A 25,418-nucleotide genomic window follows, 5' to 3' on the forward strand; every position below is an offset into this window, starting at 1 on the left:
GGACGAGGGGAGGCGGGCGGTGGACGATCGGATCGTGATTCGCCGGGCCGGGCCGGACGACATTCCGGCCGTGCTGGCGCTGATGGACGTGGCCGGGGACTGGCTCGTGGCGCAGGGGCGGCCCGGACAGTGGGGCACCGGGCGGCAGTCGGCGAACCCGCGGCGCCAGGCGCAGGCCCGGGACTGGGGCGAGGCCGACGGCTTCCACATCGCCGAGATCGACGGTGTCGTGGTGGGTGCGCTGGTGGTGGGCCTGCCTGCCGACTTCGCGCCGCAGCCGTCCGAACCGGACCTGTACGTGAACCTGCTGCTGGCCGACGTCCGCCGGCGCGGGCAGGGGATCGGCGCGCTGCTGCTCGACCACGCCCGCGAGCTCGCCCGCGCGACCGGGATCGGCCTGCTGCGACTGGACTGCTACGACGGCGACGACCGCAAGCTGGTGCGCTACTACGAAGGCCAGGGCTTCACCGCGACCGCTCCGCTGACGTTCGGAGCCTGGACCGGGCGGGTGATGGAGCAGTCACTGCACAGCTGAGGCCAGCCGGCGCACGGGTGACCGCGCGTCCATGCCTGATCCGTGGCTCAGCAACCGCGATATGCGCAGGCAGCGCCGCTGTCGCGTTTGGAAGGGCACCTTCTATAACGCGGAGCGTTAAGAAGGTGCCCTTCCTTGCTTCTGTCCGGGCGGGGGTTGGCGCGGGGGTGGGATCATGGGGCTGCGGGGTCGTCAGGGTCCGCGGGGAGGTGGTCAGCCTCATGAGTGTCGCTACGGAGCTGTTGGAGCCGTTTCCGTTCCGGCAGGAGGATCTCGAGCACCGCAGGCTCGAGGAGGGTGTGCGGCACACGCTGGCGCACTACGCCGGTTGGCGTGATGCGAACCCGGCAGCGATCGGGTCGCATGTGGAGCTGTACACCGAGCAGCTGCGGGCGATCGCCGGGCGGCACACGCCCGCGGCCGCGCTGCTGCGCGGGCTCTACGCGCCGCGCCGACGGCGGGAGCTGCGCGAGCAGGCGCTGCTGGAGCTGAACTACTTCGGCGTCTACAACCTCAGCGAGGTGCCCGACCCGGCCGACGTGGCCCGCGGCGAGGTGCTCGCGCGGGCACACGCCCGTACGGTGCGCGAGGTCGTCGAGGGCATCGAGCGCGGGCGGGGCGTGGCCGGGGTGGTGGAGTCGCTGGAGCGGCGCTTTCCGACGCTGCGCGGGGTCGCCGAGACGCGCTGGCTGGCCGAGCGGCTGGACCGGCTGCACCGCACCCTGCCGGAGACGGTCGTGCAGGCGGGGGCGATGGGCAAGGTGGTCCGCACGCTGGTGGGGGTGCTGGCCATCGGGGGGTACGACACCCGCGACGCGGGACGGGCCGCGGTGCGCGAACACCTCACCCGGATCCTGCCCGGCGCGTACGCGTACGGGGCCGCGTACGCGGTGATCGACGACAGCTTCCAGGACCTGCCCGGCGAGCACATGCTGCCGCGCGAGCGGGACCGGCTGCACCGGCTGATCCTGCACGGCCTGTCCACCGGCGGCGCGATCGACCCCGGCGACGTGCCCGACCATCCGCTCGCCGAGGAGATGCACGACCTGTACGGCATCGCGCTGCAGGTCTACCCGTTCGGCACGCACCGGCACCTCTACCACGCGGCCGAGTCGATGTACCTGGCCCAGCACCGCGACGCGGCCCGCCGCCCGGACGAGCTGCTGGAGGGCGGGCTGGAGTCGGCGTACCCGGACATCTTCCTCAAGGCCGGGCTGAGCCGGGTGGTGGCGAACATCCTCGGCCGCCGCAGCCTCGACGACGGCTTCTACGCCCGCTGCCTCAATACGATCTTCCTGAGCCAGTTCAAGGACGACCTCGCCGACCGCGAAGAGGACCGCAAGGCCGGGCGGATGACCCCGTTCACGCACCCCGGTGACGGCCGGACCAACCCGCTGCTCGACCTGTTCGCCTACGACGCGTACGTCGTGGACCAGGTGTACGGCGGCGACCCGGTCGCCCGCGACGCGCTGACCGGTGTCGGCGCGATCAAGCTGGCCACGCACCTGTGCGCGGATCCACCGGGCACGCTGCGGCTGCTCGACCAGTACCCGGTCACCCCGGAGATCGCCGTGTTCCTGCGTACCGCGGCCGGGGTGCCCCGGCGGGTGCTGCCCCAGCTGACCACCTCGGACCTGCGCCTCAAGCGGGAGGCGGCCGCGGTGATGGGGCGCCGCGACCCGAACAGCGTCGACGCGCGCACCTTCGTGCTCGACCGGCTGCCGCGCATCAACGAGATCGTGCACAACTGCCACGCCGAGGTCAACGCGGCCGAGCTGGCGCCGATCCTGGCGTACACGATGGACGGTCCCGCCAAGCGGCTGCGGCCCGCGCTGACCCTGATGCTGGCCGAAGGCCTGGGCGTACGCGGCGAGATGCCCGAGTCGCTGCTCGGCGCGATCGAGCTGTTCCACACCGCCAGCCTGATCTTCGACGACCTGCCCGCCCAGGACGACGCCACGCTGCGCCGGGGCCGCCCGGCCGCGCACACCGTGTTCGACGAGGGCAGCGTGCAGCTCGCCGCGATCTCGATGCTGTCCTCGGGCTTCGGCATGCTGGCCCGGCTCGACCGGCACTACCCGGCGCACCGGGTCACCGACGTCGTCGCGTACGTCGGCACGGTGCTCGGTCCGCAGCGGCTGTGCCGCGGCCAGTATCTCGACCTGCGCTACGCCCGCGACGCGTCGCCGGTCACCGGCGAGGACATCCTGGAGATGTACCGGCTGAAGACGTCGACCATGGTGGAGGCCGCGCTGGTGCCGCTGCTGATGCTGCTGGACCGGCCCCGGGTCGAGATCGAGCTGGTCACCCGGTATGCCGACCATGCGGGCATCGTGTTCCAGGCCCGCGACGACATCCTCGACGCGACCGCGTCCAGCGAGCAGCTCGGCAAGGACTCGGGCAACGACGTGGGCAAGGCCAACCTGGTCCGGGTGTACGGGCTCGCGCAGGCGCGGCGGCTCATGGAGCAGCACCGCGACGCCGCGGTGGACAGCTGCGCCGCGCTGCCCTTCGACACCCGCCTGCTGCAGGGCATCGTCGAGCACTTCGCCGCCCGCGGCCGGTGACACGGCGAAATCCGTCCCGCCCGGACCGATGAGTTCACCGCGCGGCATCCGTCTACACGGATGAACGCGATGACAGAACTTCGGGAAGGGAACCCGCTATGACCACGTACGCCGCCCCCGCCGTCCGCCCCCGCCGCGCCGTCCACATCGCCACGTGGACCGGGCAGGTGCTGCTCGGCCTGTTCTTCATCACCGTCGGGGCGACCAAGTATCTGCCCGCTTTCGAGGCGCCGGCGAGCTTCGGCGAGGTGGGCCTGGGGATGTGGTTCATCTACTTCGTCGGCGCCTGCGAGCTGGCCGGCGGTATCGGGCTGCTGATCCCCCGGCTGTCGGGGGTGGCGGCGATCGGCCTGGTCGGCCTGATGACCGGAGCGACGATCATGAACCTGTTCGTGCTGCCCGGCGCGGCGTCGAACGCGATCATGTCCGGTGCGCTGATCGTGGTCTTCGCGCTGATCGCGCGGGTCCGGGGTCCGTACACCCAGGCCCTGGTCCGCAGCTTCCGCCGCTGAGGGCGGCAGGGTTCACTGTGCGGCGTGGGGGGGTGGGGGGGGGGGGGGGGGGGGGGGGGGGGAGAGGCCCGGGGGGGGGGGGGGGGGGGCCCCCCCCGCGCCCCGCCCGCCCCCCCCCCCCCCCCCCCGCCGCAACGGTGGGTTCGCGCCGGCCCCCCGCTCCGACGGCAGACCCGCCGGCCCGCCGAAAGCGGGTCGGCGGTGGCGGGTCAGCCGCCGGAGTCGTCGTGTTCGGCGTCCTCGGGGACGGCTTGGGAGTCGCGGTCGTCGAGCCAGCCGTAGGGCAGCACCACCTTGGCGGGGGAGTTGGTGCGGCCGCGCGGCTGGCCCAGGTTGGCCACCGGGAACGGCGCGTCGTGGTCCAGCTTGCCGAGCAGGTCGTCCAGCTCCATCAGCGACGACGCCATGGCCATCGAGCGGCGCAGCTCCGACCCCGCCGGGAAGCCCTTGAGATACCACGCGACGTGCTTGCGGAAGTCGGTGACGGCTTCGCGTTCGGCGCCCCACCAGTGCACCAGCAGTTCGGCATGGCGGCGCATGACCTGTGCGACCTCACCCAGGTCGGGCATGACCCGCTCGGGGCGGCCGGCGAACGCGGCGGCCAGGTCGGCGAACAGCCACGGCCGGCCCAGGCAGCCCCGGCCCACCACGACGCCGTCGCAGCCGGTCTCGGCGACCATGCGCAGCGCGTCGTCGGCCTCCCAGATGTCGCCGTTGCCGAGCACCGGCACGTCCAGCGCCTGCTTGAGGGTCGCGATGGACTCCCAGTCGGCCTCGCCGGAGTAGCGCTGGGCGGCGGTGCGCGCGTGCAGGGCCACCCACTTCACGCCGGCCTCCTGCGCGATCAGCCCGGCCTCGACGTACGTCAGGTGGTCGTCGTCGATGCCCTTGCGCATCTTGATGGTGACCGGGATGCCGGCGGGCGCGGCCGCGTCCACGGCGGCCTTGATGATCGAGCCGAACAGGCGGCGCTTCCACGGGATCGCCGAGCCGCCGCCCTTGCTGGTGATCTTCTTGACGCTGCACCCGAAGTTGAGGTCGATGTGATCGGCGAGGTTCTCGTCCACCACCCGCCGCACCGCCTTGGCGGTGATCTCCGGGTCGACGCCGTAGAGCTGCATGCTGCGGGGGTGCTCGTCCGGACCGAACTCGATCATCTTGTCGGTCTTCGGGTTGCGCACCGCCAGCGCGACCGTGGTGATCATCTCGCACACGTAGATGCCGGCCCCCTGCTCGCGGCAGAGCTGCCGGAACGCGACATTGGTGATGCCCGCCATCGGCGCCAGCACCACCGGCGGATCGACGGGATACCGCCCCAACATCAACGTCGCAGTCACGCCCCCAAGAATCTCACGCCCACCCCCACCACCCCGACCCCCCGTAACCCACCCCACACCCCGTTGCCAGGGCCACCTGCAAGATCGCGACGATCTTGCGCGAACTGTTGACCTTATGACCGTTTTGCGCGTGTCGTCAGCGCAGTTTCCGCAAGATCGTCGCGATCATGCGGCCTGGTCGGGGCGTAGGCGGGCCGGGTCGATTTCGCGGGTGGGGTGGCGGCGGAGGTAGTCGGCCTCCAGCTCGATCATGCGTTCGGTGTGGTGGGCCAGGGACTGGTCGGAGCCGTGGCGCAGGGTGTCGTGGCGGGTGCGGTGGATCGCCGCCAGTTCGCGGAGCAGGTCTTCGTCGGGGAGGTCCCGGGCGGGTATGCCGCCGGCCGGCTCGGGCTGCTGCCAGGCGTAGACGACCTCCACCACTTCGTCGTAGTCGCGCATGGGGGAGGGTTACCCGGAGTTCGGGCAGTTCAACCGTCTCGCCCGGTTTCGTCGCAGTAGTGACGGGTAAGAGTCAGCGCTTGCCGCGCAGCACGGTCTGCACGGCTTGGGCCTCGTACGCGGCGTCGGCCGCCTCCTGGGTGAGCGCGTGCGAGGAGACGCGGGCCACCTCGGCGGTGCGCCGGGCGTGGCGGGCCCGGGAAGCGGCCACGTGGTAGAGCCGGGCCGCCTCGGCGTCCTCGGCGCGCAGCCGGGACAGCTCGTGCGAGCGGTCCTGGCGGGACTGGTCCCAACCGTCGACCTGCTGCCACACCGCGCGCAGCTGCTCCATGGACAGGTCGCCGCGCTTGTACGCGGCACGTGCGGCGCGGGAGACCTCGCGCAGGTTCTCCGCGGAGACCACGGCCTCGCTCGTCTCGGGCGGCAGTGCCTCGGTTGCCTCCTCCAGCACCTGTGCGGCCGCCAGGTGGGCCTGCCAGGCGGCGTCGCGCTCGGCCTCGGCGGCCGCCAGCTCGGCCGCGGTGCGTTCGGCGAGCAGCACCGCGGTGCGGGCCGCCTCGAGCACCTCGGCGGCGACCTCCTCCAGCTCGCGGGCCTCGGCGGTCAGCTTCGCGCGCGCGGTCGCGCTGAGCCGCCCTGGGCGCACGCCGTCGCGCCGGGACTGCGCCTGCGCCAGCAGCCCCAGGAAAAGCACCGCGAGCAGCGTGAACGGCAGCCCGCCGAGCAGGACCACGGCGGATGAGGACACACCAGCACCCTAGTATCGATCCTCGTTGATCGTTAGGGCTGGCGGAAAATCGTCACATCCGCCGCGTGAATCGCCACCCGGGTCGGCGAGGTCGGCGCGCGGCGTCGAAGATGGACGGATGACCGAGAGCGCCCCGAGCATGTCCGCGTCCACGGCCGTCGTGATCGGTGCCGGCATCGCGGGCCTGTGCGCCGCGCGGGTGCTGGCCGACCGGTACGCCCGGGTGGTCGTGCTGGACCGGGACCAGCTGCCGCCGTCGGCGGCGCCGCGCCGCGGCGTGCCGCAGGGCAACCATGGCGCGGTGTTGCTCGCGGCCGGGCAGCGGGCGCTCGGGGAACTGTTCGAGGGCCTGGTGGACGAGTTGGTCGGGGCGGGCGCGGTGCCGTTCGAGCCGGGCACCGAGATGATCTTCTACCGGTACGGCGGTGTCTGGGCGAAGTCGCCGACCGGGATCACCCTGATGTCGTTCAGCCGCCCGCTGCTGGAGCACACCGTGCGCGGCCGGGTGTCGGCGCTGCCCGGCGTCGAGATCCGGGCCGGGGTCGCGGTCGCCGGGCTGGCGGGCGCGGACGGCGTGGTCACCGGGGTGGTGCTGGACAGCGGCGAGACGCTGCCGTGCGCGCTGGTGGTCGACTGCTCGGGCCGGGGCAGCCGCTCCGACCGCTGGCTCGCCGAGCTGGGCCACGCCGCCCCGGCGGTCACCGAGATCAAGATCGGCGTCGGCTACACCACCCGCCTCTTCCAGCGCAAACCTGGCGACCTGAGCGACGCCACCGCGGTGTTCGTGCTGCCCGCCGCGCCGCGCGAGACCCGGGTGGGGCTGGCCCTGCCGATCGAGGACGATCGCTGGCTGATCTCGATGGGCGGCTGGCACGGCGACTTCCCGGCGCCGGGCGACCCGGACGCGTTCGCCGCGCACGCCCGCAGCCTGCCCCACCCCGGCATCGCGCAGCTCATCGACAAGTGCGAGCCGGTGACCGAGGCCGTCTCGTTCACCTTCCCGTCCAACCGCCGCCGCCACTTCGAGAACCTGCCCGCCCACCCGGCCGGCTACCTCGCCCTCGGTGACGCGATCTGCAGCTTCAACCCGATCTACGGCCAGGGCATGACCTGTGCCGCGCTGGAGGCCCAGGCCCTGGCCCGGCAGCTCGACGCGCACGGCCTGGCCGACGCCGCGCTCGCCGCCGACTATTACCAGGAGGCAGCTCACATCCTGACCACCCCCTGGGGCTTCGCCGCGGGCGGCGACTTCGCCTACCCGCAGACCCAGGGCGAGCGCCCGCGCGGTATCGCCCTGCGCAACCGCTACTCCCGTCGCATTCAACTCGCCGCCCAGGTCGACCCGGAGGTCCGGCGCATCTTCACCGCCGTCCAGCACCTGCTCACCCCGCCAGGCGTCCTCCGCAAACCTGCCATGGTCCTGCGCGTCCTGCGCCTCTCCCGCCGAGCCCCCGGCGCCCGCACCCGCTGACACCCCGCGGGGCGCACGCGGCAGTTTCGGGGAAACTGCGTCCATGGGCGAGGTCGTTGGTGCAGTTTCCCCGAAACTGCAGGCAGTGCAGCGCTCCGCGCAGGCGCGGAGCGGGTCAGGCCGCGCTGAGGGCGGGCAGGAGTTGCTTCTCGGCGAAATCGAGGAAGTCGGCCTGGCTGTCTCCGCCGATCTGGACCAGGGCCACTTCGGTGAACCCGGCGTCGGCGAACTTCCGCACCGCCGCGACGTGCTTGTCCAGGTCGGGGCCGCAGGAGATCTTCTCGGCGACCTGCTCCGGAGTCATCGAGGCGGTCGCCGCGGCGAACGAGCGCGGGTGCGGCATCTCGGCGTTGACCGCCCAGCCCAGGTCGAACCAGCGGAACTGGTCGTGGGCGATCCGGGCGCACTCGTCGGCGTCCGGACCCCAGCAGATCGCGACCTGGCCGTAGCGGGGCCCGGTGCCGCCGGCGCGCTCGTACTGCTCGATCAGCTCTGCTTTCGGCTCGGTCGCGATCAGCGCCGCGTCGTGGCGGGCGGCCAGCCGGATCGAGGACGGCCCGGAGACCGCGACGCCGATCGGCACCCGCTCGTCGGGCAGGTCCCACAGCCGCGCCTCGGGCACCTCGAAGTACTCGCCGAGGTGGTGCACGACCTCGCCGGCCAGCAGCGGGCCGATGATCTCCAGGGCCTCGGACAGCATCGCGTGGCGCTGCACCGCCTGCGGGTACGCCCCCACCACGTGCTCGTTGAGGTTCTCCCCGGCGCCCAGCCCGAGTGTGAACCGGCCCCGCGACATGACGCCCACGGTCGCCGCCATCTGCGCCACGACCGTCGGGTGATAACGCATGGTGGGGCAGGTGACGAAGGAGACCAGCGGGATCCGCTCGGTGGCGTGGGCGGCCGCACCCAGCACCGACCAGGCGAACGGGGCGTGCCCCTGCTCGGCCAGCCACGGGTAGTAGTGGTCGGAGCAGACCGCGAAGTCGAACCCGGCCGCCTCGGCGCGTACCGCGTCGTCGACCAGTTCCCGCGGCCCGCGCTGCTCGGTCATGAGCGTGTAACCGATGTTGGTCATTTGCCCTGATTACCCGCCAGCCGCCAGGCTGACACCCCCGGCTGGTAGAACTGCGGAATGGCTGACGACAGGACGGAACTGCGCGAACGTGCCGAAACGGTGTTGCGGCGGCTCGCGGGTGACCATGCCGAGCTGCGGCCGGACCAGTGGCGGGCGATCGAGGCGCTGGTCGCCGACGCCCGGCGGGTGCTGTGCGTGCAGCGCACCGGCTGGGGCAAGTCCGCGGTGTACTTCGTGGCCACCGCACTGCTGCGCGAGCGCGGCCACGGCCCGACGGTGATCGTGTCGCCGCTGCTGGCGCTGATGCGCAACCAGGTCGAGGCGGCGGCCCGGGCGGGCATCCACGCCCGCACCATCAACTCGGCCAACCTCGAAGACTGGGACCAGATCACCACCGAGATCGCGGGCGGCGCGGTGGACGTGCTGCTGATCAGCCCGGAGCGGCTCAACAACCCGGACTTCCGCGACAGCGTGCTGCCCCGGCTGGCCGCCACCACCGGCCTGCTCGTGGTCGACGAGGCGCACTGCGTCTCCGACTGGGGCCACGACTTCCGCCCCGACTACCGGCGGCTGCGCACCATGCTGGCCGAGCTGCCCGCGGGCACGCCGGTGCTGGCCACCACCGCCACCGCCAACGAGCGCGTCACCACCGACGTCGCCGAGCAGCTCGGCGGGGGCCAGCCGGCCGACCACGAGCCGCTGGTGCTGCGCGGCCCGCTGGACCGCGAGTCGCTGCGGCTGGCCGCGCTGGAGCTGCCCAGCCCGGCGCATCGCCTGGCCTGGCTCGCCGACCACCTGGACCAGATCCCCGGCTCCGGCATCATCTACACGCTGACCGTCGCCGCCGCCCAGGAGACCGCCCAGTTCCTGGCCACCCGCGGCTACGCCGTCGCCTCCTACACCGGCCAGGCCGAGGACGCCGACCGCCGCTCCGCCGAACAGGACCTGCTCGACAACAAGCTCAAGGCGCTGGTGGCCACCTCCGCCCTGGGCATGGGCTTCGACAAGCCCGACCTCGGCTTCGTGGTCCACCTGGGCGCGCCCGCCTCGCCGATCGCGTACTACCAGCAGGTCGGCCGCGCGGGTCGCGCCGTGGCCGGGGCCGACGTGATGCTGCTGCCCGGCCCCGAGGACGCCGCCATCTGGCGCTACTTCGCCTCCCTGGCCTTCCCGCCCGAGGACCAGGTCCGCCGCGTGCTCGACGTGCTCGACACGGCCGGCCGCCCGGTGTCCACCCAGGCCCTCGAGGTCCAGGTGGACCTACGCCGCAACCGCCTCGAAATGATGCTCAAGGTCCTGGACGTGGACGGCGCGGTAAAACGCGTACGCGGCGGCTGGGAGGCCACCGGCCAACCCTGGGCCTACGACACCGAGCGCTACACCCGCATCGCCAAGGCCCGGCAGTCCGAACAGGACTCCATGCGCGACTACACCACCACGACCCGCTGCCGCATGGAGTTCCTCCGGCACACCCTCGACGACCCCGAGGCGCGACGCTGCGGCCGCTGCGACAACTGCGCCGGCCCCGCGTACACCAAGGACGTCTCCGCCGAAGCCCTCGACGCCGCCCACACCTTCCTCGGCCGTCCCGGCGTCCAGATCGAACCCCGCAAGATGTGGCCCACCGGCCTCGCCGCCGCCGGCGTACCCCTGACGGGCAAGATCCCCCCAGCCGAACAGACCCTCCCCGGCCGCGCCGTCGGCCGCCTCTCCGACCTCGGCTGGGGCACCCGGCTCCGCGAACTCCTGGCCGAGGGCACCCCCGACACCACCCCACCCCAGGACCTGCTCGACGTGCTCGTCGAAGTCCTCAAGGACTGGTCCCACGGCACCGACCCCTGGCCCTCCCGCCCTGCCGCCGTAGTAGCCGTCAACTCCCGCACCCGCCCCCGCCTCATCACCGGCGTAGCCGAACACGTGGCCCGAGTAGGTCGGCTGGATCTCCTCGGCACTGTCGCGGGCGGCCCGCCCCCGGACCAGCCCCGCGCCAACAGCGCCCAGCGCGTCAAAGCCCTACACGACGCCTTCACGATTCCCGAGGACATGGCTGACAGACTCCGGAACCTGCCCGGCCCTGTCCTCCTCGTCGACGACCAGCTCGACTCAGGCTGGACCATGGCCGTCGTGGCCCGCCAGCTACTGCAAGCAGGCGCTCCCGGAGTACTCCCACTCGTCTTGGCCACCACGTCCTGACGCGAAGCGGAGCGGGGTGGTGCCCGGCGGAGCGTAAAAGGGCCGAAGGCCCCCAGCGCAGCCGGGCATCACCCCGCGGAGCGACCCACCGACAAAGCGGAAGCTAAACGACCGGATCACCCCCGTGCACATTCGTCTCGACCTCGTCCGCGGCAGCCTCCAACAACCGGTGCGCCAACCCTGACAACGCCCGCGCCCCCGCCATCTCCTCACCGATCGACGCCCGCGGCCGATCGACCGGATTGCGCCGGGCCTGCCCCTCAGCGGTCAGCAACCGCCCCGACGGCAGCCGCATGGACGCGATCGCCCTGGTCAGATCCGCGTCCTCCTCATACCGCAGCTCCACCATCAAGGTCTTGGTCATCGTCGCGGTGGTCATGACGCGCCTCCTCCCGTTCCTGCGATGCTGCTCTCATTGTCCCTCCGCAGGCGTGCCCCGACCCCCGCATCCGGCCCCGATGAGGCAGGCTCGGACCATGCAGGCTGTTCAGATCACGCAGTACGGCGGATCCGAGGTGCTCACCCCCGCCGACGTCGACCTGCCCGTGCCGGGTCCGGGTCAGGCGGTCGTCGAGATCGCCGCGGCGGGCGTCAACTTCATCGACGTGTACCACCGCATGGGCCGCTATCCGACGCCCCTGCCGTTCATCCCCGGGGTGGAGGCGGCGGGCCGGGTCGTCGCGCTGGGGCCGGACGTGGCCGGGGTGGCGATCGGCGACCGGGTCGGCTGGGCCATGACGCCCGGGGCGTACGCGCAGGCCGCGGCCGTGCCGGTGGACCGGCTGGTGCCGCTGCCCGACGGGGTGTCCGACGAGACCGCGGCGGCGGTGCTGCTGCAGGGCATGACCGCGCACTTCCTGACCCACGACGTGCATCCGGTGCGGGCCGGCGACACGGTGCTGGTGCACGCGGCGGCGGGCGGTATGGGTCTGCTGCTGACGCAGCTGGTCACGCACCTGGGCGGCCGGGTGGTCGGCACGGTGTCCACGGAGGCGAAGGAGCACCTGGCCCGGAACGCGGGCGCGGCCGAGGTCATCCGCTACGACCAGGTCGACGACCTGGCGGCGCAGGTGCGCGCGCTGACCGGCGGCGAGGGCGTGGCCGCGGTGTACGACGGGGTCGGCGCGTCCACGTTCGACGCGAGCCTGGCCTCGCTGCGCCGCCGCGGCGTGCTGGCCCTGTACGGCGCGGCCAGCGGCCCGGTGCCGCCGGTGGACCCGCTGCGGCTGATGCAGGCCGGTTCGGTGGTGCTGACCCGGCCGACGCTCGGCGACTTCGTGGTATCGCGGCAGGAGCTGCTGGAACGGGCCACGGACGTGCTGGGCCGGGTCGACGCGGGCACCCTGCACGTGTCCATCGGCGGCCGGTATCCGCTGGCCGAGGCGGCACGGGCGCACGATGACCTGACGTCGCGGCGCACCACGGGCAAGCTGCTGCTGATTCCGTGAGCTACTGCACGACCTCGAGGTAGTCGATGTTCGGGCCGCCCTCACCGCTGGTGGCGGTGGCCCGGACGGTGTTCGTGCCCGCGGTGAGGGTGACGGTGACGGTGACCGTGTTCCAGTCGTCCCAGGTGCGCATCGGGTCGAACCGCACGTCGCGGAGCACGGTGCCGCCGTTGACGCTGATTTCCATGGCGCGGTTGCAGCAGCTGGCGTTGGCGAAGCGCAGCCGCAGCGTGGCCCTCCCGGCCGTGCCCCGCACGCTCCACTGCAGGTATGCGCCGGAGGCGTTGTCGTAGTCCACGAAGCCCGAGCCGCTGTAGCCGCTGTGGTCGTTGGCGGTGCGGGCCTGGGAACGGCTCGCCGACTCGGCCTCGTAGCGCATGGTGCGCTGCTGCAGCCGGGCCGCCGGGGACGGGGAGGCAGCCGGTGCCGGCGCCGAGCCCCTGGTCGTCGAGGGCCGGGCGGCGGGCGTACGCGGTCCCGGGCTGTGCGCCGCCGGGGCGTCCGGGTAGATCGGCGCGGCGACGGGCTCGGCGCTCGGCTGGTCGTCCCACGGCAGCGCGTCGTTCCAGGTCGCCGGCCGGTGAATGGTGGTGAGGAGGAGCAGGATCAGCGCGGCGGTGAACACCCCGGCGGCCACCAGGGGCAGGACGCGCAACCGCTCCAGCAGCGGCACGCGAATCCGCCGCCGGCCCTCGTACCCGAAATCATCCTCCACCGCCGAATGCCCGCCGTCTCTCGTCTGCCGTCAGTCACGGTTACGAGCGTGAAACGTAGTGGGCGGGTGCGTGTCGCGCACCGGCCGCTCGGTCAGCAAATCCGGAGCCGACGGTCAACCCGACCAACCGGCGCGGCTTGGCATGCCACTCCATATCGATCGCGATCGTGCGGGAACCGGGGTGCGGTCCGGCGACTCGACCGGGCATGACGACGAGACGTGACGTGCTGGCCCTGTTCGGGGTGGGTGCGGCAACGGCGCTGGCGGGATGCCGTGCCGGGACGCCGACCGCGCCGACGGCCGCACCGGACCTGCTGCTGGTGCAGGCCGAGGGTGGACTGACCGTGCTGCGGCCGTCCGGGGTGGAGCGGATCGGGACCGGTCTGGCCACCCCGGACGGTGCGACCGTGTACGCGGTCGCCGCGGCGGGCGTGGACACCGAGCTGGCCGCGATCGATACCCGGACCGGGCGGCGCACCGCGGGGCCGCGGCTGGCCGGGGCGTGGGTGCCCCGGGTGGCCTCGGCGGACGGGCGGCTGGTGGTGCTGGCCGCACCGGGCTCCGGCGAGGCCACCCATGTGCCCTCGGGCCGGACGCGCACCCCGCTGGTGGTCGCGGACACGGCACGTGAGGTGGCCCGGCTGGAGCTGGCCGGCAACATCGTGCCCGACGCGCTGCCGACCGGCGGTGAGCGCCTGTACGTGCTGGACTGGCTGCCCGCCACCGCGCCGGACCGTTACCGGGTGCGCCAGGTCGACGTGGCCACCGGTCAGAGTTCGGGGCTGCTGACCCGGCTGAAGGCGGCGGTGCCGCCGGGAGCCGAGGAGGAGATGAGCGGCGAGGGGCGGATGGCGGTGTACGCGCCGAACCGGCAGGTCCTCTACACCCTCTACACGCACCAGCCGGACCACCGGCACACCCGCGACCTGGTCGCGGGGCGCCCCGGCAATGTGCACGCCTTCGTGCACACGCTGCACCTGGGTGAGCAGTGGGCGTTCTGCGTCGACCTGCCCGCGCCCTTCGGCGAGGGCCCGGGGGCGGGGCACGCGCTGGCGATCGCCCCGGAGGGCGGCGAGTTCTACGTCGCGGACGTGACCAGCGGGAGGTTCGCGGTGGTCGGGACGGAGCAGCTCGACATCCGCGAGATCGTCGACGGCCCGAAGGGCGCGGGCGTCGCGTTCGCCGCGGCGACGTTCCGGCAGATGCTGGTGGCGGTCGGCAGCACCGTGCACGTGCTGCCGCGCGACGCCGCGCCGGTGTGGCGCAGCTGGGACGCCGGGGGAGTGGTGCGGGGCCTGGGCGTCAGCGCCGACGGCAAGCGCGTGTACGCGGGCCTGCCCGACGCCGTGGCCTGGTTCGACGCCGAGACCGGACAGCGCCTGGGCACGGTGGCCGTCCCGGGCCTCAGCGCCCTGAACCGGGTCCTGTGACCGGAGGCGCGTCGGCAGGGGACGCGGCGTCCTGCACCGGGTCCGGCCGTGAGTCGGCGGGGGACGCGGCGTCCCGCACCCGGTCCGGCGGTGCGTCGGCGGGACGGGATGCCGGGCCCTGACGCGCCCGCCGGGCCCGGCCGAACGGGGGGATCCGGGCCGCGACCAGGGCCAGCAGCCAGGCCGGGGCGAGCAGTGCGGTCAGTGCGGCGTACCAGGGCAGGCGCCAGGTCCACGACGGGCCGGTGGCGGCGGTGACGTCGCCGCCGGTCCACGGACGTGCGGCCAGTGACCAGGCCAGGAAGGCGTCGCCGACGGGCAGCGTGCCGCCCAGGTAGCGGCGTGTGCCGTCCCACTGCACGGCCAGCCCGGCGGCCTCGGCCAGGCCGGCGAGCGCCGCGGCCGCCTCGGCGTCGCCGTAGACGACGGCGTCGCCGAGGGCGACCGCGCTCGCCGACGTGCTCAGCCCCCACAGCAGCGGCCCGGAGTCGACGTCGCCCGCCAGGTCCACGCCGCGCGGGTGCTCGCGGATGCCGGGTGCGCCGGGCACGGTCGAGGCGAACTGCTCGCGGAACGCCGCCCAGTCGCGCGCGCCCGCCGCCGGGTCCACCTCGCGCAGGAAGCGCAGCACCATCACCTGCGAGGTGGCGCGCGCGCCGCTGGTCGGCTGCCCGGTGGCCGGGTCGACGGTGTGCGGCAGCAGCCCGGTCGCGGGGTCGCGGCGGGTGTCTGCGGCAGCCAGCCAGTCGCGGACCAGGCCCGCGCGGTCGACGCCGGTCAGGGTGCCGGCCAGCCGCACCGCGGCGATGCCGACGGCGCTGTCACAGGGCCAGGCCTGCCCCGGGTATGCGGTCAGGAACGGCGACCCGGTCGCGTCGAGCTGTCGCCGGAACGCGGCGGCCAGCGCGTCGGCGTCGGCGGTCAGCCGGGCCCGCTCCGGCGCGCCCGGCCCGTCGAGCGCGACCACGCCGCCCCGCAGCCAGGTGGCCCAGCCCTGGTAGAACACGCCGTACGGCGGGTCGAGCGAGGCGTCGAAGACCGCGCTGCCCGCTGCGGAGTCCACGTGCGACAGTGCCCAGCGTGCCTCGGCCAGCGCCCGTTCCTTGAGCTGCGTGCTGCGCGTGCCCACGTCGAGCCAGGTCAGGCCGTAGAGCGTGTAGCTGAAGAACCAGCCCTCGGGGAACAGCTGCTGCATCCGTGCGGCGCTGCCGCCGTCGAGCGCCTCGCGCTGGAAGGCCAGGCGCGGCAGCGCGTCCGCGACGATCTCCGCGTCGGTGCGCGCCAGCGGGCTCGTCGTGTGCAGCCGCGACACCTCGATCACCGCGAGCCCGGTCAGCAGCAGGACGAGAAACACCGTGAACGACCGCACCAGCCTGCGCATCCGGTGATCGTAGACGGGCGTGCATGCGTAGCGTCGTCCCGCGGGCCTACTATCAGTCGGTGACCCAGGGTGTGGAACCAGTGGACCTGTTGCGGCTCATCGGATCCGCGGCGCACGACTACGACAGCATGGACGAGCTGGAGCAGGTGCTGCTGCCCGCAGACGGCCTGCATCCGCTGGCCGCGCAGCTGGTCGCGCCGATCCTGGCGTTCGCCGCGGACCCCAAGACGCGCCTGCCCGACCAGCTGCTGATGCTGGTCCGCGAGCTGGCCGCCCATCCCGGCGGCGAGCCGGTACGCGTGCAGTTGCGCGCCTTCACCGTCACGCTGCGTAGTCTGTCCGATCTCGACGACCACAGCGTCGTCGAGGAGTCCACCGCCCTGCTCGGCTGGTGCGGGCCCGACCCGCAGCTGTCGGCGGTGCTGCTGGCCCGCGCCCGGGACTATGCCGACGACTACCGCCGGGTCACCCCGCTGGTGACCGCGGCGCAGCTCGACCCGGCCGCCGCCGCGGGCTGGCTGCCGGAGTTCCTCGACCCGTCGCGCTCGTCCGCGGTCCGGGTCGCGGCGGTGCTCGCGATGCGCGAGGCCGGGCTGGCGCCCACCGCGCAGGCGGCCGCGGCGCTGGCCGCGGGCTGGTCCGCCGACCCGGACGCGCTGCGCTGGACGACCCGCCGGGGCAGACTGGCCGACCTGGTCGAGTACGCCGCCGGCGGCGACGCGCGGCGTGACGCCGACCTGCTCACCACGATCGCACGCGACGGGCAGGCGCAGGCGCGCCGCGACGTCGCGCAGACCCTCGCCGACCGTGCCGCCGAGCAGCGCCTGCCGGTGGAGCTGCAGGCCCTGCTCTGCTCGTTCCTGGACGACCCGGAGGAGCGGGTGCGCCGCGGCGCGTACCGAGCCGTGGTCGCCGACGACGCGCTGACCCGCCGCCAGGCCGACTGGCTGGCCGACGCGGTGGCGCGCGGGGCCCGCATGCGCCGTTCGGCGCTCGATGCGCTGATCCGCGTCGGCGACCCGCGCTGGCGTCAGCACGCCGAGGCCGCGCTGCGCGAAGGGTGGACCCCGCCCCGGCTGCCCGGCGCCCTGGCCGAGCTCCCGACCCTGTCCGAATCCCTGCGCGAGGCGGTGCTCGACCGGGTGGTGGCGCTGGCCACCACGATCGACGTCAACCGCTCGCCCAAGGCCACCGCCAAGGAGCAGCGCGAACTGGTGGGGCTGCTACGGGTGCTCGGTGCCGCCGCCGATCCGGCGGTGGTCGGCACGCTGGCCCGGCACCTGGCCCAGATGACCTGGCCGGCCCGGCTGTGGGTGGCCGAGTTCCTGGCCGAGGCGGGCCGCGGCAACCCCGAGGTGCTCGCCGCGATCGGCGCGATGGCCAATGGCGAGGTCATCTACCTGCGCCTGCTGTGGCTGGCCGGCGGCGACGACGCGCCGCTGCGGGCCGCCATCGCGGTGGCTCCGCGCCGGGACGTGCTGGCCGCGGTCGCCGCGGCCGAGGTGTTCGGCGACGCCGATCCCGATGTGGCGGCCCGGCTGCGCGAGATCCGGGACAGCGACGCCGATGTGAAGGACCGGTTCGCGGCCGCGGGTGCCCTGTGGGAGCTGACCGGCGACCCGGCGGAGGCGGCGGCGACGGTCCGGGAGGCGCTGACCGCGCCGTGGCTGCGCACCCGGCAGCGCGCCGGTGAACTGGCCGACCAGCTCGGACTTGAGCGCGGCTGACCGGGAAAGCGCTCCATAGCACAGTTCCGACCGCGTGGCGTCCACTGAGGAGCCAGATGCATCTCGATTGTTGACGAATGGTTGCGATCTCGTAACCAGCGCTATGGTGCCGGTTCGGATGCGCGCCATGCCAACGTCGCCAGGATGCGCCAGTGATCGGTCGAGCCACAGGAGTGTCCGTCATGGACCTGCGCGACCAGGAAAACTACGCGGCCCAGGCGCTCGCCGTCTTCGACGGATACGGCACGGCCGAGGCGATCGTGCACGGGGCCCGCCGGCTCACGTACGCCGACCTGGCCACCGGGATCCGGGACATGGCCGCGACGCTGTACGAGCACGGCGTGCGCTCCTCCTCGGCGGTCGGCATCCTCGCCGGCAACCCGCCGGAGTCGATCCAGGCCCAGTTCGCCCTGCACCTGCTGGGCAGCCGATCGGTGTGGCTGGCCCCGAACGCGCCGCCGCAGCTGTGCGCCGACTACCTGGCCCTGGCCGACGTCGACGCGTTCGCGTACGACGCACGCACCCACGCCGCGCTGGGCGAGCAGCTCGCGTCGGGGGCGGGCGACCTGTCGGTGTTCTGCTTCGGCGCGGGCGCGGGGATCGATCTGGCCGCGCCGCGGCGGCCCGGCGCGCCGCAGCTCGGGCTGCCGCCGTCGGTGCGCGAACCGCAGTCGCTGTTCCAGACCGGCGGGACCACCGGGCGGCCGAAGCTGGTGCACCACCGGCACACCTTCTTCAAGGCGGTGCAGGCGGTCGCGGCCAGCTACCAGGTCACCGACGGCCGCCCGCTGCGGCACCTGGCCGTGGGCGGGTTCTGGCACTCCAGCCAGCAGGTCGCCGCGATGATCACGCTGTTCACCGGTGGGGTGCTGGTGCTGCACGACCGCTTCGTCGCCGAGGACTTCCTGGCCACCCTGGAGCAGGAGCGCATCACCAGCGCGATCCTGCCGCCGCCGATGCTCTACCAGGTGCTCGACCATCCGCGGCTGGCCAAGACCGACACCGGCAGCCTGCTCACGCTGTCCTGCGCGGGCAGCGCCGCCGCGCCGTCGCGCCTGGCGGAGGCCGTCGAACGCTTCGGGCCGGTGCTGCGCCCGGTGTACGGCATGAGCGAGGCGACCTTCATCGCCGCGTACCCGAACCTGACCCACGACCCGGCGCACCCGGAGCGGCTCGGCTCGTGCGGGCGGCCCTACCCGGGGGTGCGGGTCGAGATCCGGGACGGCCACGGCGCGGTCGTCCCGACCGGGGAGATCGGCGAGGTGTGGGTGTCCGCGGCGCTGATGACCGCCGGCTACTGGGGCCAGGCCGAGCTGACCAGCCGCACCATCGTGGACGGCTGGCTGCGTACCGGCGACCTGGGCCGGGTCGACGCCGACGGCTACCTGTTCCTGGTCGACCGGCTCAAGGACATGATCGTCACCGGCACGACCTCGACCAACGTGTACTCGCGTACCGTCGAGGACACGCTGCTGAGCCACCCGCAGGTGCGGGCCGCGGCGGTGATCGGGGTGCCGCACCAGAGCATGGGCGAGGCGGTGTACGCCTTCGTGGTCCCCGCCCCCGACGCCGTGATCACCGCCTCCCAGCTGCGCGAATGGGCGGTCGGCGAACTCAACGAACTCTGGGCCCCCTACGCCGTCGAGTTCATCCGAGAACTCCCCCTCACCGAAGTCGGCAAGGTCGACAAGAAGGCCCTCCGCGCCCGCCGCGTAGCCGGCGCCACCGGCTGACGAAAGGAAGGGCACCTTCACATCGCTATGCGTAGAGGAAGGTGCCCTTGTTAACACTCCCTTACCGTTGCTGCAGGTCAGGGGAGGGCGGCTTCGATGACGTCGGCGGCCTCGGGCGTACCGCCGCAGGTGCGGATCTCGGCGTGCAGGCGCGTCAGCGCTTCGCGTACCCCCTGGTCGGTGACAAGTTCTTCGACGGCGGCGCGCAGCGCGCCCGCGGTCGGCTCGGCCGTGTCCAGCGGCCGCCCCGCGCCCAGCTCGGCCACCCGCAACGCGTTGACCTCCTGTTCGGGGGTCTGCGGCACGGTCAGCATCGGCACCCCGGCCTGGATCGCCTCCAGGATGCCGCCCATGCCGGCGTGCGTGACGAAGGCGGCCGCGTGCGCCAGCACGTCCAGTTGCGGCACGGTCGCCGCCACGGTTACGTTGCCGGGCACGGGACCCAGCTCGGCGGGGTCGGTGCGCTCGCCCACGGCCAGTACGGCCTGCCAGCGCGTGCCCGCGAACGCCTCGACACAGGTGCGGTAGAAGCCGGGCAGGTGGTTGTAGACGGTGCCGAGCGAGACCAGCACGACCGGCCGGTCCGGGTCGGGCGGCGTCCAGCGTGGCTGGAACGGCCGCGGCCCGGTGCACGGCCCGACGAAGTGGCACCGCTCGCCGAACGTCTCCGCGCGGAACTGCATGAAGCGGGGATAGAGCAGGAGCTGGGCCGACGGCGCAAAGGCGCGGACCGCGTCAGGGTCGACGCCCTGGGCTGCCACGAAGTCGTCGAGCTGCACCTGGTGGTCGGGCAGACCCGGGCGGGGGGTGACGGTCAGGCCCAGATGCCGGGCGATGGACCAGTGCTCGTTGGCGGCCTGGAAGCTCTGGAACTGCACGGCGGGCAGGCCGTCGCGGATCGCGATGAGCCGCCCGGCGAGGCTCTGCATGCCGAACACGATGAGGGCGGGGCGATCGTCGCGCAGGTATGGCGCGAGCTGCGGCAGGGTGGCGCGGGCCTCGCCGAGGAAACCCTCCCGCACGGCGGTGATGTAGTCGGCGCGCTCGGGCCGCCGCAGCCCGCGGTCGCTCTCGCCGGGCAGGCTGGAGGTGTACGGCACCACCAGCGCCCCCGTGGCCGCCACCGCCTCGGCACGCGCCGCCACGGTGGCGTAACCGACCCGGTGGCCGCGCCGGACCAGCTCCGCCACGATCGGCAGGGTCGGATAGACCTCGCCGACCGTGGGCGCGTTGACGAAAGCGATGTGTCGACCCATCCGCACAGCGTCGGGGCGGCGGCAGGCCCGCTCAAGCCACCATCGGACCGTCTACTGTGGCGTAACGGTCGATGGACGTCGATCAGACCTTGAGGCCGAGGTAGGTCAGCGGCCCCGAGTCGGGCACGTCGATCACATGCATGCCGAGCCGGTCGTAGAAGGCGCGCGCCGCGGTGTTCTCGCTGACCATGCCCAGGTGCACCGCGGGCACGCCGGCCTCCTGCAGCGCCAGCACGAGCCGGCCCATCAGCGCCCGGCCGTGGCCCTGCCGCTGGTGCTCGGGCAGCAGATCGATGTGCAGGTGCGCCGGGTACGCCGCGAGCGCGGGCACGACCATGCGCTCCGGTCGGTGCAGTAGATGCCGCATGACCTCGTCGCCGTCGCGGGGCTCCGCGTCGTCCAGCGGCGGGTAGCGGTCGGCGACCAGCGGCAGCCATTCGTGCCGGAAGCGCTCCACGAACGACCCGGTGTCGCCGGTGGCCAGTACGTATCCGACGGCGCGGTCGTCGGCGTCGGCCAGCACGAAGGCGAACTGGGGCTCCAGGTGGGCGTAGGGGAGGGCGAAGATCTCCGGGAGGATGCCCGGGTCGCGGTAGTGCGGCCGGGCGTCGCCGCCGTGGTGGGCGGTGCGGATGCAGATGTCGTACACCGCGTCGTGGTCGCTCGGCCGGTACGGACGGATGATCGTCATGCGTGGGAGAGTACCTTGGAAGCGCTCCCAGATGCGCGCCTGTCGATCGCGTTCCCGCAGCGGAGGTCCGATGTAGCAGAGTGCAGGTATGACCGCACGACCCGAGGACTACGCGCCCGCGCTGGATCACGCCGTCGCCCACACCCTCGCCTGGCTGGCCTCGCTGCCCGACCGCCCGGTGCGGCCCCGCGCCGACGCCGACGAGCTGGCGGCCGCGTTCGGCGGCCCGCTGCCGGACGGTCCCACCGACGCCGCCGAGGTCGTCGACCAGCTCGCCCGCCGGGCCGAACCCGGCCTGATGGCGATGCCGTCGGGACGCTTCTTCGGCTGGGTCATCGGCGGCACGCTGCCCGCCGCGCTCGCCGCGGACTGGCTGGTCAGCGCCTGGGACCAGAACGCCACGCTGCGCTACGCCACGCCCGCCGTCGCCGCGATCGAGGAGGCCGCCGCGGCCTGGGTGCTCGACCTGCTGGGCCTGCCCGGCCACGCCGACGTCGGGTTCGTCACCGGCGCGACCATGGCCAACTTCACCGGCCTGGCCGCCGGCCGCCAGCACGTGCTGGCCGAGGCCGGCTGGGACCTCGACACGCTCGGCCTGGCCGGCGCGCCCCGGGTGCGCGTCCTCGCGGGCGCGGAACGCCACGCCACCGTCGACCAGGCGCTTCGCTATCTCGGGCTGGGCGCGCCGACCCCGGTCCCCGCCGACGGCCAGGGCCGCATCCGCCTCGACGCGCTCGCCGAGGAACTGGCCCGCGGCACCGGGCCGACGATCGTGTGCCTGCAGGCAGGCAACATCCACTCCGGGGCGTACGACGACGTCGGCGCGGCCTGCGCGCTCGCCCGGCAGCACGGCGCATGGGTGCACGTGGACGGCGCGTTCGGGCTCTGGGCGGCCGCCTCCCCGGCCACCAGGCACCTGCTCACCGGGCACGAACTCGCCGACTCCTGGGCCACCGACGCGCACAAGACCCTCAACGTGCCCTACGACTGCGGCATCGTCGTGGTCGCGCACCCCGCCGCGCTGCGGGCCGCGATGGGCACACAGGCCAGCTATCTGGTACGCGCCGAAGCCGGCCCCGCCGACCCGCAGGACAAGGTCCCCGAGCTGTCCCGCCGCGCCCGCAGCGTGCCGGTGTGGGCGGCGCTGCGCTCGCTCGGCCGCACCGGCGTCGCCGACCTGGTCGAGCGGCTCACCCGGCACGCCCGCGCGCTCGCGGAGGGCATCGGCGCGATCGACGGCGCGACGATCCGCAACGACGTGGTGTTCACCCAGGTCTGTGCCACGTTCGGCGACGACGCCCAGACCCGCGAGGTCACCGCCCGGCTGCTCGCCGACGGCACCGCCTGGATGTCCGGCTCCCGCTGGCAGGACCGCGACGTGCTGCGGGTGTCGGTCAGCAACTGGTCCACCGACGACGACGACGTGGCCGCCTCGGTCACCGCGGTACGCCGCGCCGCCGCCCGATGACCGCCCACACCGTGCCACCCGCGCACGAGGCCGACAGCCGCGGAGGCCCGCTGACCGCACCCGCCTGGACGCCCGAACACGAGGTCGACGCCGAGCAGGCGGCCGTGCTGATCGCCGAGCAGTTCCCGGCGCTGCGCGCGGCTCCCGTGACGCTGCTCGCCACCGGCTGGGACAACACCGTGCACCTGGTCGGCGGCGAGTGGGTGTTCCGGTTCCCGCGCCGCGCCATCGCCCTGCGGCTGCTTGCCCACGAGACCGCGGTGCTGCCCCGGCTCGCCGGGAGGCTGCCGCTGCCGATCCCGTTCCCCGAGCTGATCGGCGTGCCGTCGGCTCACTTCCCGTGGCCGTTCTGGGGCGCCAGACTGGTGCCGGGGGTGGAACTGGCCGATACCGGCCTGCCCGACGACCAGCGCTCCCGCGCCGCCGCCGACCTGGGCGGTTTCCTGCGCGCGCTGCATGAACCGGCCCTGGCCGAGCTGGCCGTGGCCGGTTCCGCACCGCCGAGTACGCCGCCGATCGGAGCTGCGCCGTCAGAAGGGCTCGCCGCGGCGGGTGCGTCGAGGCCGCCCGCCGCGCCGCCGCCGGGCAGCTCGGCGAGCTCGGCCGCCGAGGCGACGGCGGCGGTGTTGCCGCACGATCCGATGCGGCGCGGGGACCCCGGCGTGCGGGGGCCGCAGGCGCGGGAGCGGCTGGCCCAGCTCGCCGCGTCGGGTCTGTGGCTGCCCGACCCGGCCGTGTTCCGGCTGCTCGACGAGGCGGAGCCGCTCGGCCCGGCGGACGGCCCGCCGGTGCTGGTCCACGGCGACCTGCACCAGCGGCACCTGCTGCTCGGCGACGACGGGCGGGCGACGGGCGTCATCGACTGGGGTGACGTCTGCCTGGCCGACCCGGCTGTGGACCTCTCCCTGGCATACAGCGGCTTCGCCGGTCCGGCCCGGGCCGCCCTGCTCGACGCCTACGGCCCCGTCGCGGCCGAGCGTGCGGCGCGGGCGCGGGTGCTGGCCGTGAACATCAGCGCGGTGCTGGCCGAGTACGCCCACGCCGAGGGCCGTGCCGCCCTGCTCCGAGAGGCGCTGGCGGGAGTCTCCCGCGCGGCCCGCTGACCTGGGCACGCCGTTTTCTGCGGAGCGCTGGTCGCTTGTGGGACGTGGACGCGGGGGTGTGCGGCCTAGACTGGGTCAATGGCGATTCTGGGCATCGACATCGGCGGCTCCGGCATCAAAGGAGCCCCGGTGGACGTCAGCACCGGCACCCTGGTCGAGGAGCGGTTCCGGGTGGAGACGCCGCAACCGTCCGACGTGACCAGTGTGGTGGCCGCGGTCGCCGAGGTGGCCGCCCACTTCGACGCGACCGAGCGGATCGGGGTCACCTTTCCCGGCGTGGTGCTCCACGGGGTGACCCGCACCGCCGCCAACGTGGACAAGTCCTGGCTCGGCGCGCCCGCCCGCGACCTGTTCAGCCAGGCCGTCGGCGTGCCGGTGACGGTGCTCAACGACGCCGACGCGGCCGGCGTCGCGGAGATGACCTTCGGCGCGGGTCGCGGCCGCAAGGGCGTCACGATCATGCTCACGCTGGGCACCGGCATCGGCAGTGCGGTCTTCATCGACGACCGGCTCGTGCCGAACACCGAGTTCGGGCACCTGAAGATCAAGGGTGAGGACGCCGAGGAGCGGGCGTCGGCGCACGCGCGCGAGGTGGACAAGCTCGGCTGGAGCAAGTGGGCCAGGCACGTCGAGGAATACCTGCGCGAGATGGAGAACCTGTTCAATCCCGACCTGTTCATCATCGGCGGCGGCATCAGCAAGAAGTCGGAGAAGTTCCTCCCGCTGATCGACATCCGGACCCCGGCGGTGCCCGCGGTCCTGCTCAACGAGGCCGGGATCGTCGGCGCGGCGCTCGCCGCGGCCGGATCCGAGCCCGCCGGCGAGGCCTGACGGCCCGCGAGTCCACGCCTCGAAGTCTCGTGTCGTGATCCGCGGTCCGAGCGCGGATCACGACACGAAATGCCGATCTTGACGTATGCGGCAGCCGCACGTGGGCATGATGGCGGGGAGGAAGGGACGGTCGCGGATGCGCATCGGCAACACCGAGATCAGGCCGCTCGGCGGGGCGTGGGGCTGCCTCGCCATGATCGCTGTTTCGATCCTGCTCTCCATCTTCTGCACGATCGGGCTCAATCTGATCGCCCGGTGACCGGAGTACGCATACCTGCCGCGCGCGGGGCCATCGCCGTTGGACAATGTGCGCAGCACCGGTGCCGTGCCGCCGGGCGAGGCGAGGAGTCGCGATGGCTTTTCAGGACCGCATGACCCTGCGCAACATGTACCTGTACCTGGTCTGCCTGATCACCCTCGTGATTTCGATCTTCGCCGCGGTCAACCTGGTCCGCAGCACGGTCGAGCTGCTCTACCCCGACCCGGGCTACTACGGATACGTGCCCCGCTGTGCGGAGAGCAAGCCCGGTCAGGCGTGCACGCCCGCGGAGGAGGCGGCGTTCGCCGTGGAGCAGAAGCGCATCGAGAAGCTCACCCGCGACTCGCAGCGCCGCCAGGCGGTGCTGAGCATCGTCGGCTCGGCGACCACGCTGGCCATCGCGGTGCCGGTCTACATCTACCACTGGAAGCGCATTCAGGACGAACTTCCGACGCGCGCCCAGGTGACCAGCGGGGAGCCGCCGACGGTGTGAGCGGACT

At 73.5% G+C, this 25,418-nt stretch carries 23 protein-coding genes; 14 read left to right on the forward strand and 9 right to left on the reverse strand.

Going from position 1 to position 25,418, the window contains the following annotated elements:
* The first annotated feature begins 19 nt into the window (after nt 1-19).
* The 3 genes from FLL47_RS06160 (at nt 20) to FLL47_RS06170 (ending at nt 3,614) form a co-directional block, all read left to right on the forward strand.
* Nucleotides 20-535 (forward strand): GNAT family N-acetyltransferase, encoded by a 516-nt coding sequence (locus FLL47_RS06160; RefSeq protein WP_246157597.1) that lies wholly within the window; start codon nt 20-22, stop codon nt 533-535.
* Nucleotides 536-756: 221 nt separating this feature from the next.
* On the forward strand, nt 757-3,102 hold the full coding sequence (locus tag FLL47_RS06165; RefSeq protein WP_144119463.1) for a polyprenyl synthetase family protein: 2,346 nt from the start codon (nt 757-759) through the stop codon (nt 3,100-3,102).
* Nucleotides 3,103-3,200: 98 nt separating this feature from the next.
* On the forward strand, nt 3,201-3,614 hold the full coding sequence (locus FLL47_RS06170) for a DoxX family protein (RefSeq protein ID WP_144119464.1): 414 nt from the start codon (nt 3,201-3,203) through the stop codon (nt 3,612-3,614).
* A gap of 209 nt (nt 3,615-3,823) precedes the next feature.
* Here FLL47_RS06170 and dusB read toward each other — a convergent pair whose 3' ends face one another.
* The 3 genes from dusB to FLL47_RS06185 form a co-directional block, all read right to left on the reverse strand.
* On the reverse strand, nt 3,824-4,936 hold the full coding sequence (gene dusB / locus FLL47_RS06175; protein ID WP_144119654.1) for a tRNA dihydrouridine synthase DusB: 1,113 nt from the start codon (nt 4,934-4,936) through the stop codon (nt 3,824-3,826).
* Nucleotides 4,937-5,116: 180 nt separating this feature from the next.
* Nucleotides 5,117-5,389 carry a DUF6158 family protein gene (locus FLL47_RS06180; protein ID WP_222105986.1) on the reverse strand — a complete coding sequence of 91 codons (273 nt, stop codon included), beginning with the start codon at nt 5,387-5,389 and terminating at the stop codon, nt 5,117-5,119.
* Between the two features lie 73 nt (nt 5,390-5,462).
* Complete coding sequence (locus tag FLL47_RS06185) at nt 5,463-6,137, reverse strand: hypothetical protein (RefSeq protein ID WP_144119465.1); 675 nt, start codon at nt 6,135-6,137, stop codon at nt 5,463-5,465.
* A 118-nt stretch (nt 6,138-6,255) separates the two neighbouring features.
* Here FLL47_RS06185 and FLL47_RS06190 point away from each other — a divergent pair, with 118 nt between their 5' ends.
* Nucleotides 6,256-7,608 carry an FAD-dependent oxidoreductase gene (locus FLL47_RS06190; RefSeq protein ID WP_246157598.1) on the forward strand — a complete coding sequence of 451 codons (1,353 nt, stop codon included), beginning with the start codon at nt 6,256-6,258 and terminating at the stop codon, nt 7,606-7,608.
* Between the two features lie 115 nt (nt 7,609-7,723).
* Here the strand turns inward: FLL47_RS06190 and FLL47_RS06195 are convergent, their stop codons facing one another.
* Nucleotides 7,724-8,683: a TIGR03557 family F420-dependent LLM class oxidoreductase gene (locus tag FLL47_RS06195; protein ID WP_144119466.1), complete on the reverse strand. Its 960-nt coding sequence runs from the start codon at nt 8,681-8,683 to the stop codon at nt 7,724-7,726.
* A 57-nt stretch (nt 8,684-8,740) separates the two neighbouring features.
* Here FLL47_RS06195 and FLL47_RS06200 point away from each other — a divergent pair, with 57 nt between their 5' ends.
* On the forward strand, nt 8,741-10,876 hold the full coding sequence (locus FLL47_RS06200; RefSeq protein WP_144119467.1) for a RecQ family ATP-dependent DNA helicase: 2,136 nt from the start codon (nt 8,741-8,743) through the stop codon (nt 10,874-10,876).
* A gap of 103 nt (nt 10,877-10,979) precedes the next feature.
* Here the strand turns inward: FLL47_RS06200 and FLL47_RS06205 are convergent, their stop codons facing one another.
* Entirely contained in the window at nt 10,980-11,255 is a 276-nt protein-coding gene (locus FLL47_RS06205; RefSeq protein ID WP_144119468.1) for a dsRBD fold-containing protein, read from the reverse strand.
* 97 nt (nt 11,256-11,352) lie between these two features.
* Here FLL47_RS06205 and FLL47_RS06210 point away from each other — a divergent pair, with 97 nt between their 5' ends.
* On the forward strand, nt 11,353-12,324 hold the full coding sequence (locus FLL47_RS06210) for a quinone oxidoreductase family protein (protein WP_144119469.1): 972 nt from the start codon (nt 11,353-11,355) through the stop codon (nt 12,322-12,324).
* Between the two features lies 1 nt (nt 12,325).
* Here the strand turns inward: FLL47_RS06210 and FLL47_RS06215 are convergent, their stop codons facing one another.
* Nucleotides 12,326-13,039, reverse strand: a complete 714-nt coding sequence (locus FLL47_RS06215) for a carbohydrate-binding protein (RefSeq protein ID WP_144119470.1) — start codon at nt 13,037-13,039, stop codon at nt 12,326-12,328.
* 206 nt (nt 13,040-13,245) lie between these two features.
* Here FLL47_RS06215 and FLL47_RS06220 point away from each other — a divergent pair, with 206 nt between their 5' ends.
* Nucleotides 13,246-14,469, forward strand: a complete 1,224-nt coding sequence (locus tag FLL47_RS06220; RefSeq protein ID WP_144119471.1) for a YncE family protein — start codon at nt 13,246-13,248, stop codon at nt 14,467-14,469.
* On the opposite strand, the gene FLL47_RS06225 is transcribed toward FLL47_RS06220, so the two are convergent.
* On the reverse strand, nt 14,444-15,850 hold the full coding sequence (locus FLL47_RS06225; protein WP_186315581.1) for a hypothetical protein: 1,407 nt from the start codon (nt 15,848-15,850) through the stop codon (nt 14,444-14,446). The two genes, FLL47_RS06220 and FLL47_RS06225, sit on opposite strands and share 26 nt — an antisense overlap.
* Before the next feature lie 59 nt (nt 15,851-15,909).
* Here FLL47_RS06225 and FLL47_RS06230 point away from each other — a divergent pair, with 59 nt between their 5' ends.
* Both FLL47_RS06230 and FLL47_RS06235 read left to right on the forward strand, forming a co-directional pair.
* Nucleotides 15,910-17,577, forward strand: a complete 1,668-nt coding sequence (locus FLL47_RS06230; protein ID WP_144119472.1) for a hypothetical protein — start codon at nt 15,910-15,912, stop codon at nt 17,575-17,577.
* A 182-nt stretch (nt 17,578-17,759) separates the two neighbouring features.
* Nucleotides 17,760-19,310: an AMP-binding protein gene (locus tag FLL47_RS06235; RefSeq protein WP_186315582.1), complete on the forward strand. Its 1,551-nt coding sequence runs from the start codon at nt 17,760-17,762 to the stop codon at nt 19,308-19,310.
* A gap of 77 nt (nt 19,311-19,387) precedes the next feature.
* On the opposite strand, the gene FLL47_RS06240 is transcribed toward FLL47_RS06235, so the two are convergent.
* On the reverse strand, nt 19,388-20,566 hold the full coding sequence (locus FLL47_RS06240; RefSeq protein WP_144119473.1) for a macrolide family glycosyltransferase: 1,179 nt from the start codon (nt 20,564-20,566) through the stop codon (nt 19,388-19,390).
* An 82-nt stretch (nt 20,567-20,648) separates the two neighbouring features.
* Nucleotides 20,649-21,257 (reverse strand): GNAT family N-acetyltransferase, encoded by a 609-nt coding sequence (locus FLL47_RS06245; protein WP_144119474.1) that lies wholly within the window; start codon nt 21,255-21,257, stop codon nt 20,649-20,651.
* Between the two features lie 88 nt (nt 21,258-21,345).
* Between FLL47_RS06245 and FLL47_RS06250 the strand changes: the two genes are divergently transcribed.
* The 5 genes from FLL47_RS06250 (at nt 21,346) to FLL47_RS06265 (ending at nt 25,411) form a co-directional block, all read left to right on the forward strand.
* The gene (locus FLL47_RS06250; protein ID WP_144119475.1) at nt 21,346-22,725 is read left to right on the forward strand and encodes a pyridoxal phosphate-dependent decarboxylase family protein; all 1,380 of its coding nucleotides are present in this window, start codon (nt 21,346-21,348) and stop codon (nt 22,723-22,725) included.
* Nucleotides 22,722-23,828 (forward strand): phosphotransferase, encoded by a 1,107-nt coding sequence (locus FLL47_RS06255; protein WP_144119476.1) that lies wholly within the window; start codon nt 22,722-22,724, stop codon nt 23,826-23,828. Before FLL47_RS06250 ends, FLL47_RS06255 begins: the two co-directional genes overlap by 4 nt.
* Nucleotides 23,829-23,906: 78 nt before the next feature.
* Nucleotides 23,907-24,659, forward strand: coding sequence for a polyphosphate--glucose phosphotransferase (gene ppgK, locus FLL47_RS06260; protein WP_144119477.1), 753 nt, complete (start codon nt 23,907-23,909; stop codon nt 24,657-24,659).
* A 136-nt stretch (nt 24,660-24,795) separates the two neighbouring features.
* Nucleotides 24,796-24,918 carry a hypothetical protein gene (locus tag FLL47_RS44655; RefSeq protein ID WP_281286665.1) on the forward strand — a complete coding sequence of 41 codons (123 nt, stop codon included), beginning with the start codon at nt 24,796-24,798 and terminating at the stop codon, nt 24,916-24,918.
* A gap of 94 nt (nt 24,919-25,012) precedes the next feature.
* Complete coding sequence (locus tag FLL47_RS06265; protein WP_144119478.1) at nt 25,013-25,411, forward strand: hypothetical protein; 399 nt, start codon at nt 25,013-25,015, stop codon at nt 25,409-25,411.
* Nucleotides 25,412-25,418: the final 7 nt, after the last annotated feature.

It is taken from the genome of Catellatospora sichuanensis (assembly GCF_007483665.1).
Classification (GTDB): Bacteria; Actinomycetota; Actinomycetes; order Mycobacteriales; family Micromonosporaceae; genus Catellatospora; species Catellatospora sichuanensis.

Excerpts from the sequence above, each read along its gene's own strand:
- ppgK (WP_144119477.1), top strand. The coding sequence starts at position 23,907 with ATGGCGATTCTGGGCATCGACATCGGCGGCTCCGGCATCAAAGGAGCC.
- FLL47_RS06235 (WP_186315582.1), top strand. The coding sequence starts at position 17,760 with ATGGACCTGCGCGACCAGGAAAACTACGCGGCCCAGGCGCTCGCCGTC.
- FLL47_RS06165 (WP_144119463.1), top strand. The coding sequence starts at position 757 with ATGAGTGTCGCTACGGAGCTGTTGGAGCCGTTTCCGTTCCGGCAGGAG.
- FLL47_RS06200 (WP_144119467.1), top strand. The coding sequence starts at position 8,741 with ATGGCTGACGACAGGACGGAACTGCGCGAACGTGCCGAAACGGTGTTG.
- FLL47_RS06265 (WP_144119478.1), top strand. The coding sequence starts at position 25,013 with ATGGCTTTTCAGGACCGCATGACCCTGCGCAACATGTACCTGTACCTG.
- FLL47_RS06210 (WP_144119469.1), top strand. The coding sequence starts at position 11,353 with ATGCAGGCTGTTCAGATCACGCAGTACGGCGGATCCGAGGTGCTCACC.
- FLL47_RS06170 (WP_144119464.1), top strand. The coding sequence starts at position 3,201 with ATGACCACGTACGCCGCCCCCGCCGTCCGCCCCCGCCGCGCCGTCCAC.
- FLL47_RS06180 (WP_222105986.1), bottom strand. The coding sequence starts at position 5,389 with ATGCGCGACTACGACGAAGTGGTGGAGGTCGTCTACGCCTGGCAGCAG.
- FLL47_RS06255 (WP_144119476.1), top strand. The coding sequence starts at position 22,722 with ATGACCGCCCACACCGTGCCACCCGCGCACGAGGCCGACAGCCGCGGA.
- FLL47_RS06250 (WP_144119475.1), top strand. The coding sequence starts at position 21,346 with ATGACCGCACGACCCGAGGACTACGCGCCCGCGCTGGATCACGCCGTC.
- dusB (WP_144119654.1), bottom strand. The coding sequence starts at position 4,936 with ATGTTGGGGCGGTATCCCGTCGATCCGCCGGTGGTGCTGGCGCCGATG.
- FLL47_RS06245 (WP_144119474.1), bottom strand. The coding sequence starts at position 21,257 with ATGACGATCATCCGTCCGTACCGGCCGAGCGACCACGACGCGGTGTAC.
- FLL47_RS06225 (WP_186315581.1), bottom strand. The coding sequence starts at position 15,850 with ATGCGCAGGCTGGTGCGGTCGTTCACGGTGTTTCTCGTCCTGCTGCTG.
- FLL47_RS06190 (WP_246157598.1), top strand. The coding sequence starts at position 6,256 with ATGACCGAGAGCGCCCCGAGCATGTCCGCGTCCACGGCCGTCGTGATC.
- FLL47_RS06240 (WP_144119473.1), bottom strand. The coding sequence starts at position 20,566 with ATGGGTCGACACATCGCTTTCGTCAACGCGCCCACGGTCGGCGAGGTC.
- FLL47_RS06205 (WP_144119468.1), bottom strand. The coding sequence starts at position 11,255 with ATGACCACCGCGACGATGACCAAGACCTTGATGGTGGAGCTGCGGTAT.
- FLL47_RS06195 (WP_144119466.1), bottom strand. The coding sequence starts at position 8,683 with ATGACCAACATCGGTTACACGCTCATGACCGAGCAGCGCGGGCCGCGG.
- FLL47_RS06220 (WP_144119471.1), top strand. The coding sequence starts at position 13,246 with ATGACGACGAGACGTGACGTGCTGGCCCTGTTCGGGGTGGGTGCGGCA.
- FLL47_RS44655 (WP_281286665.1), top strand. The coding sequence starts at position 24,796 with ATGCGCATCGGCAACACCGAGATCAGGCCGCTCGGCGGGGCGTGGGGC.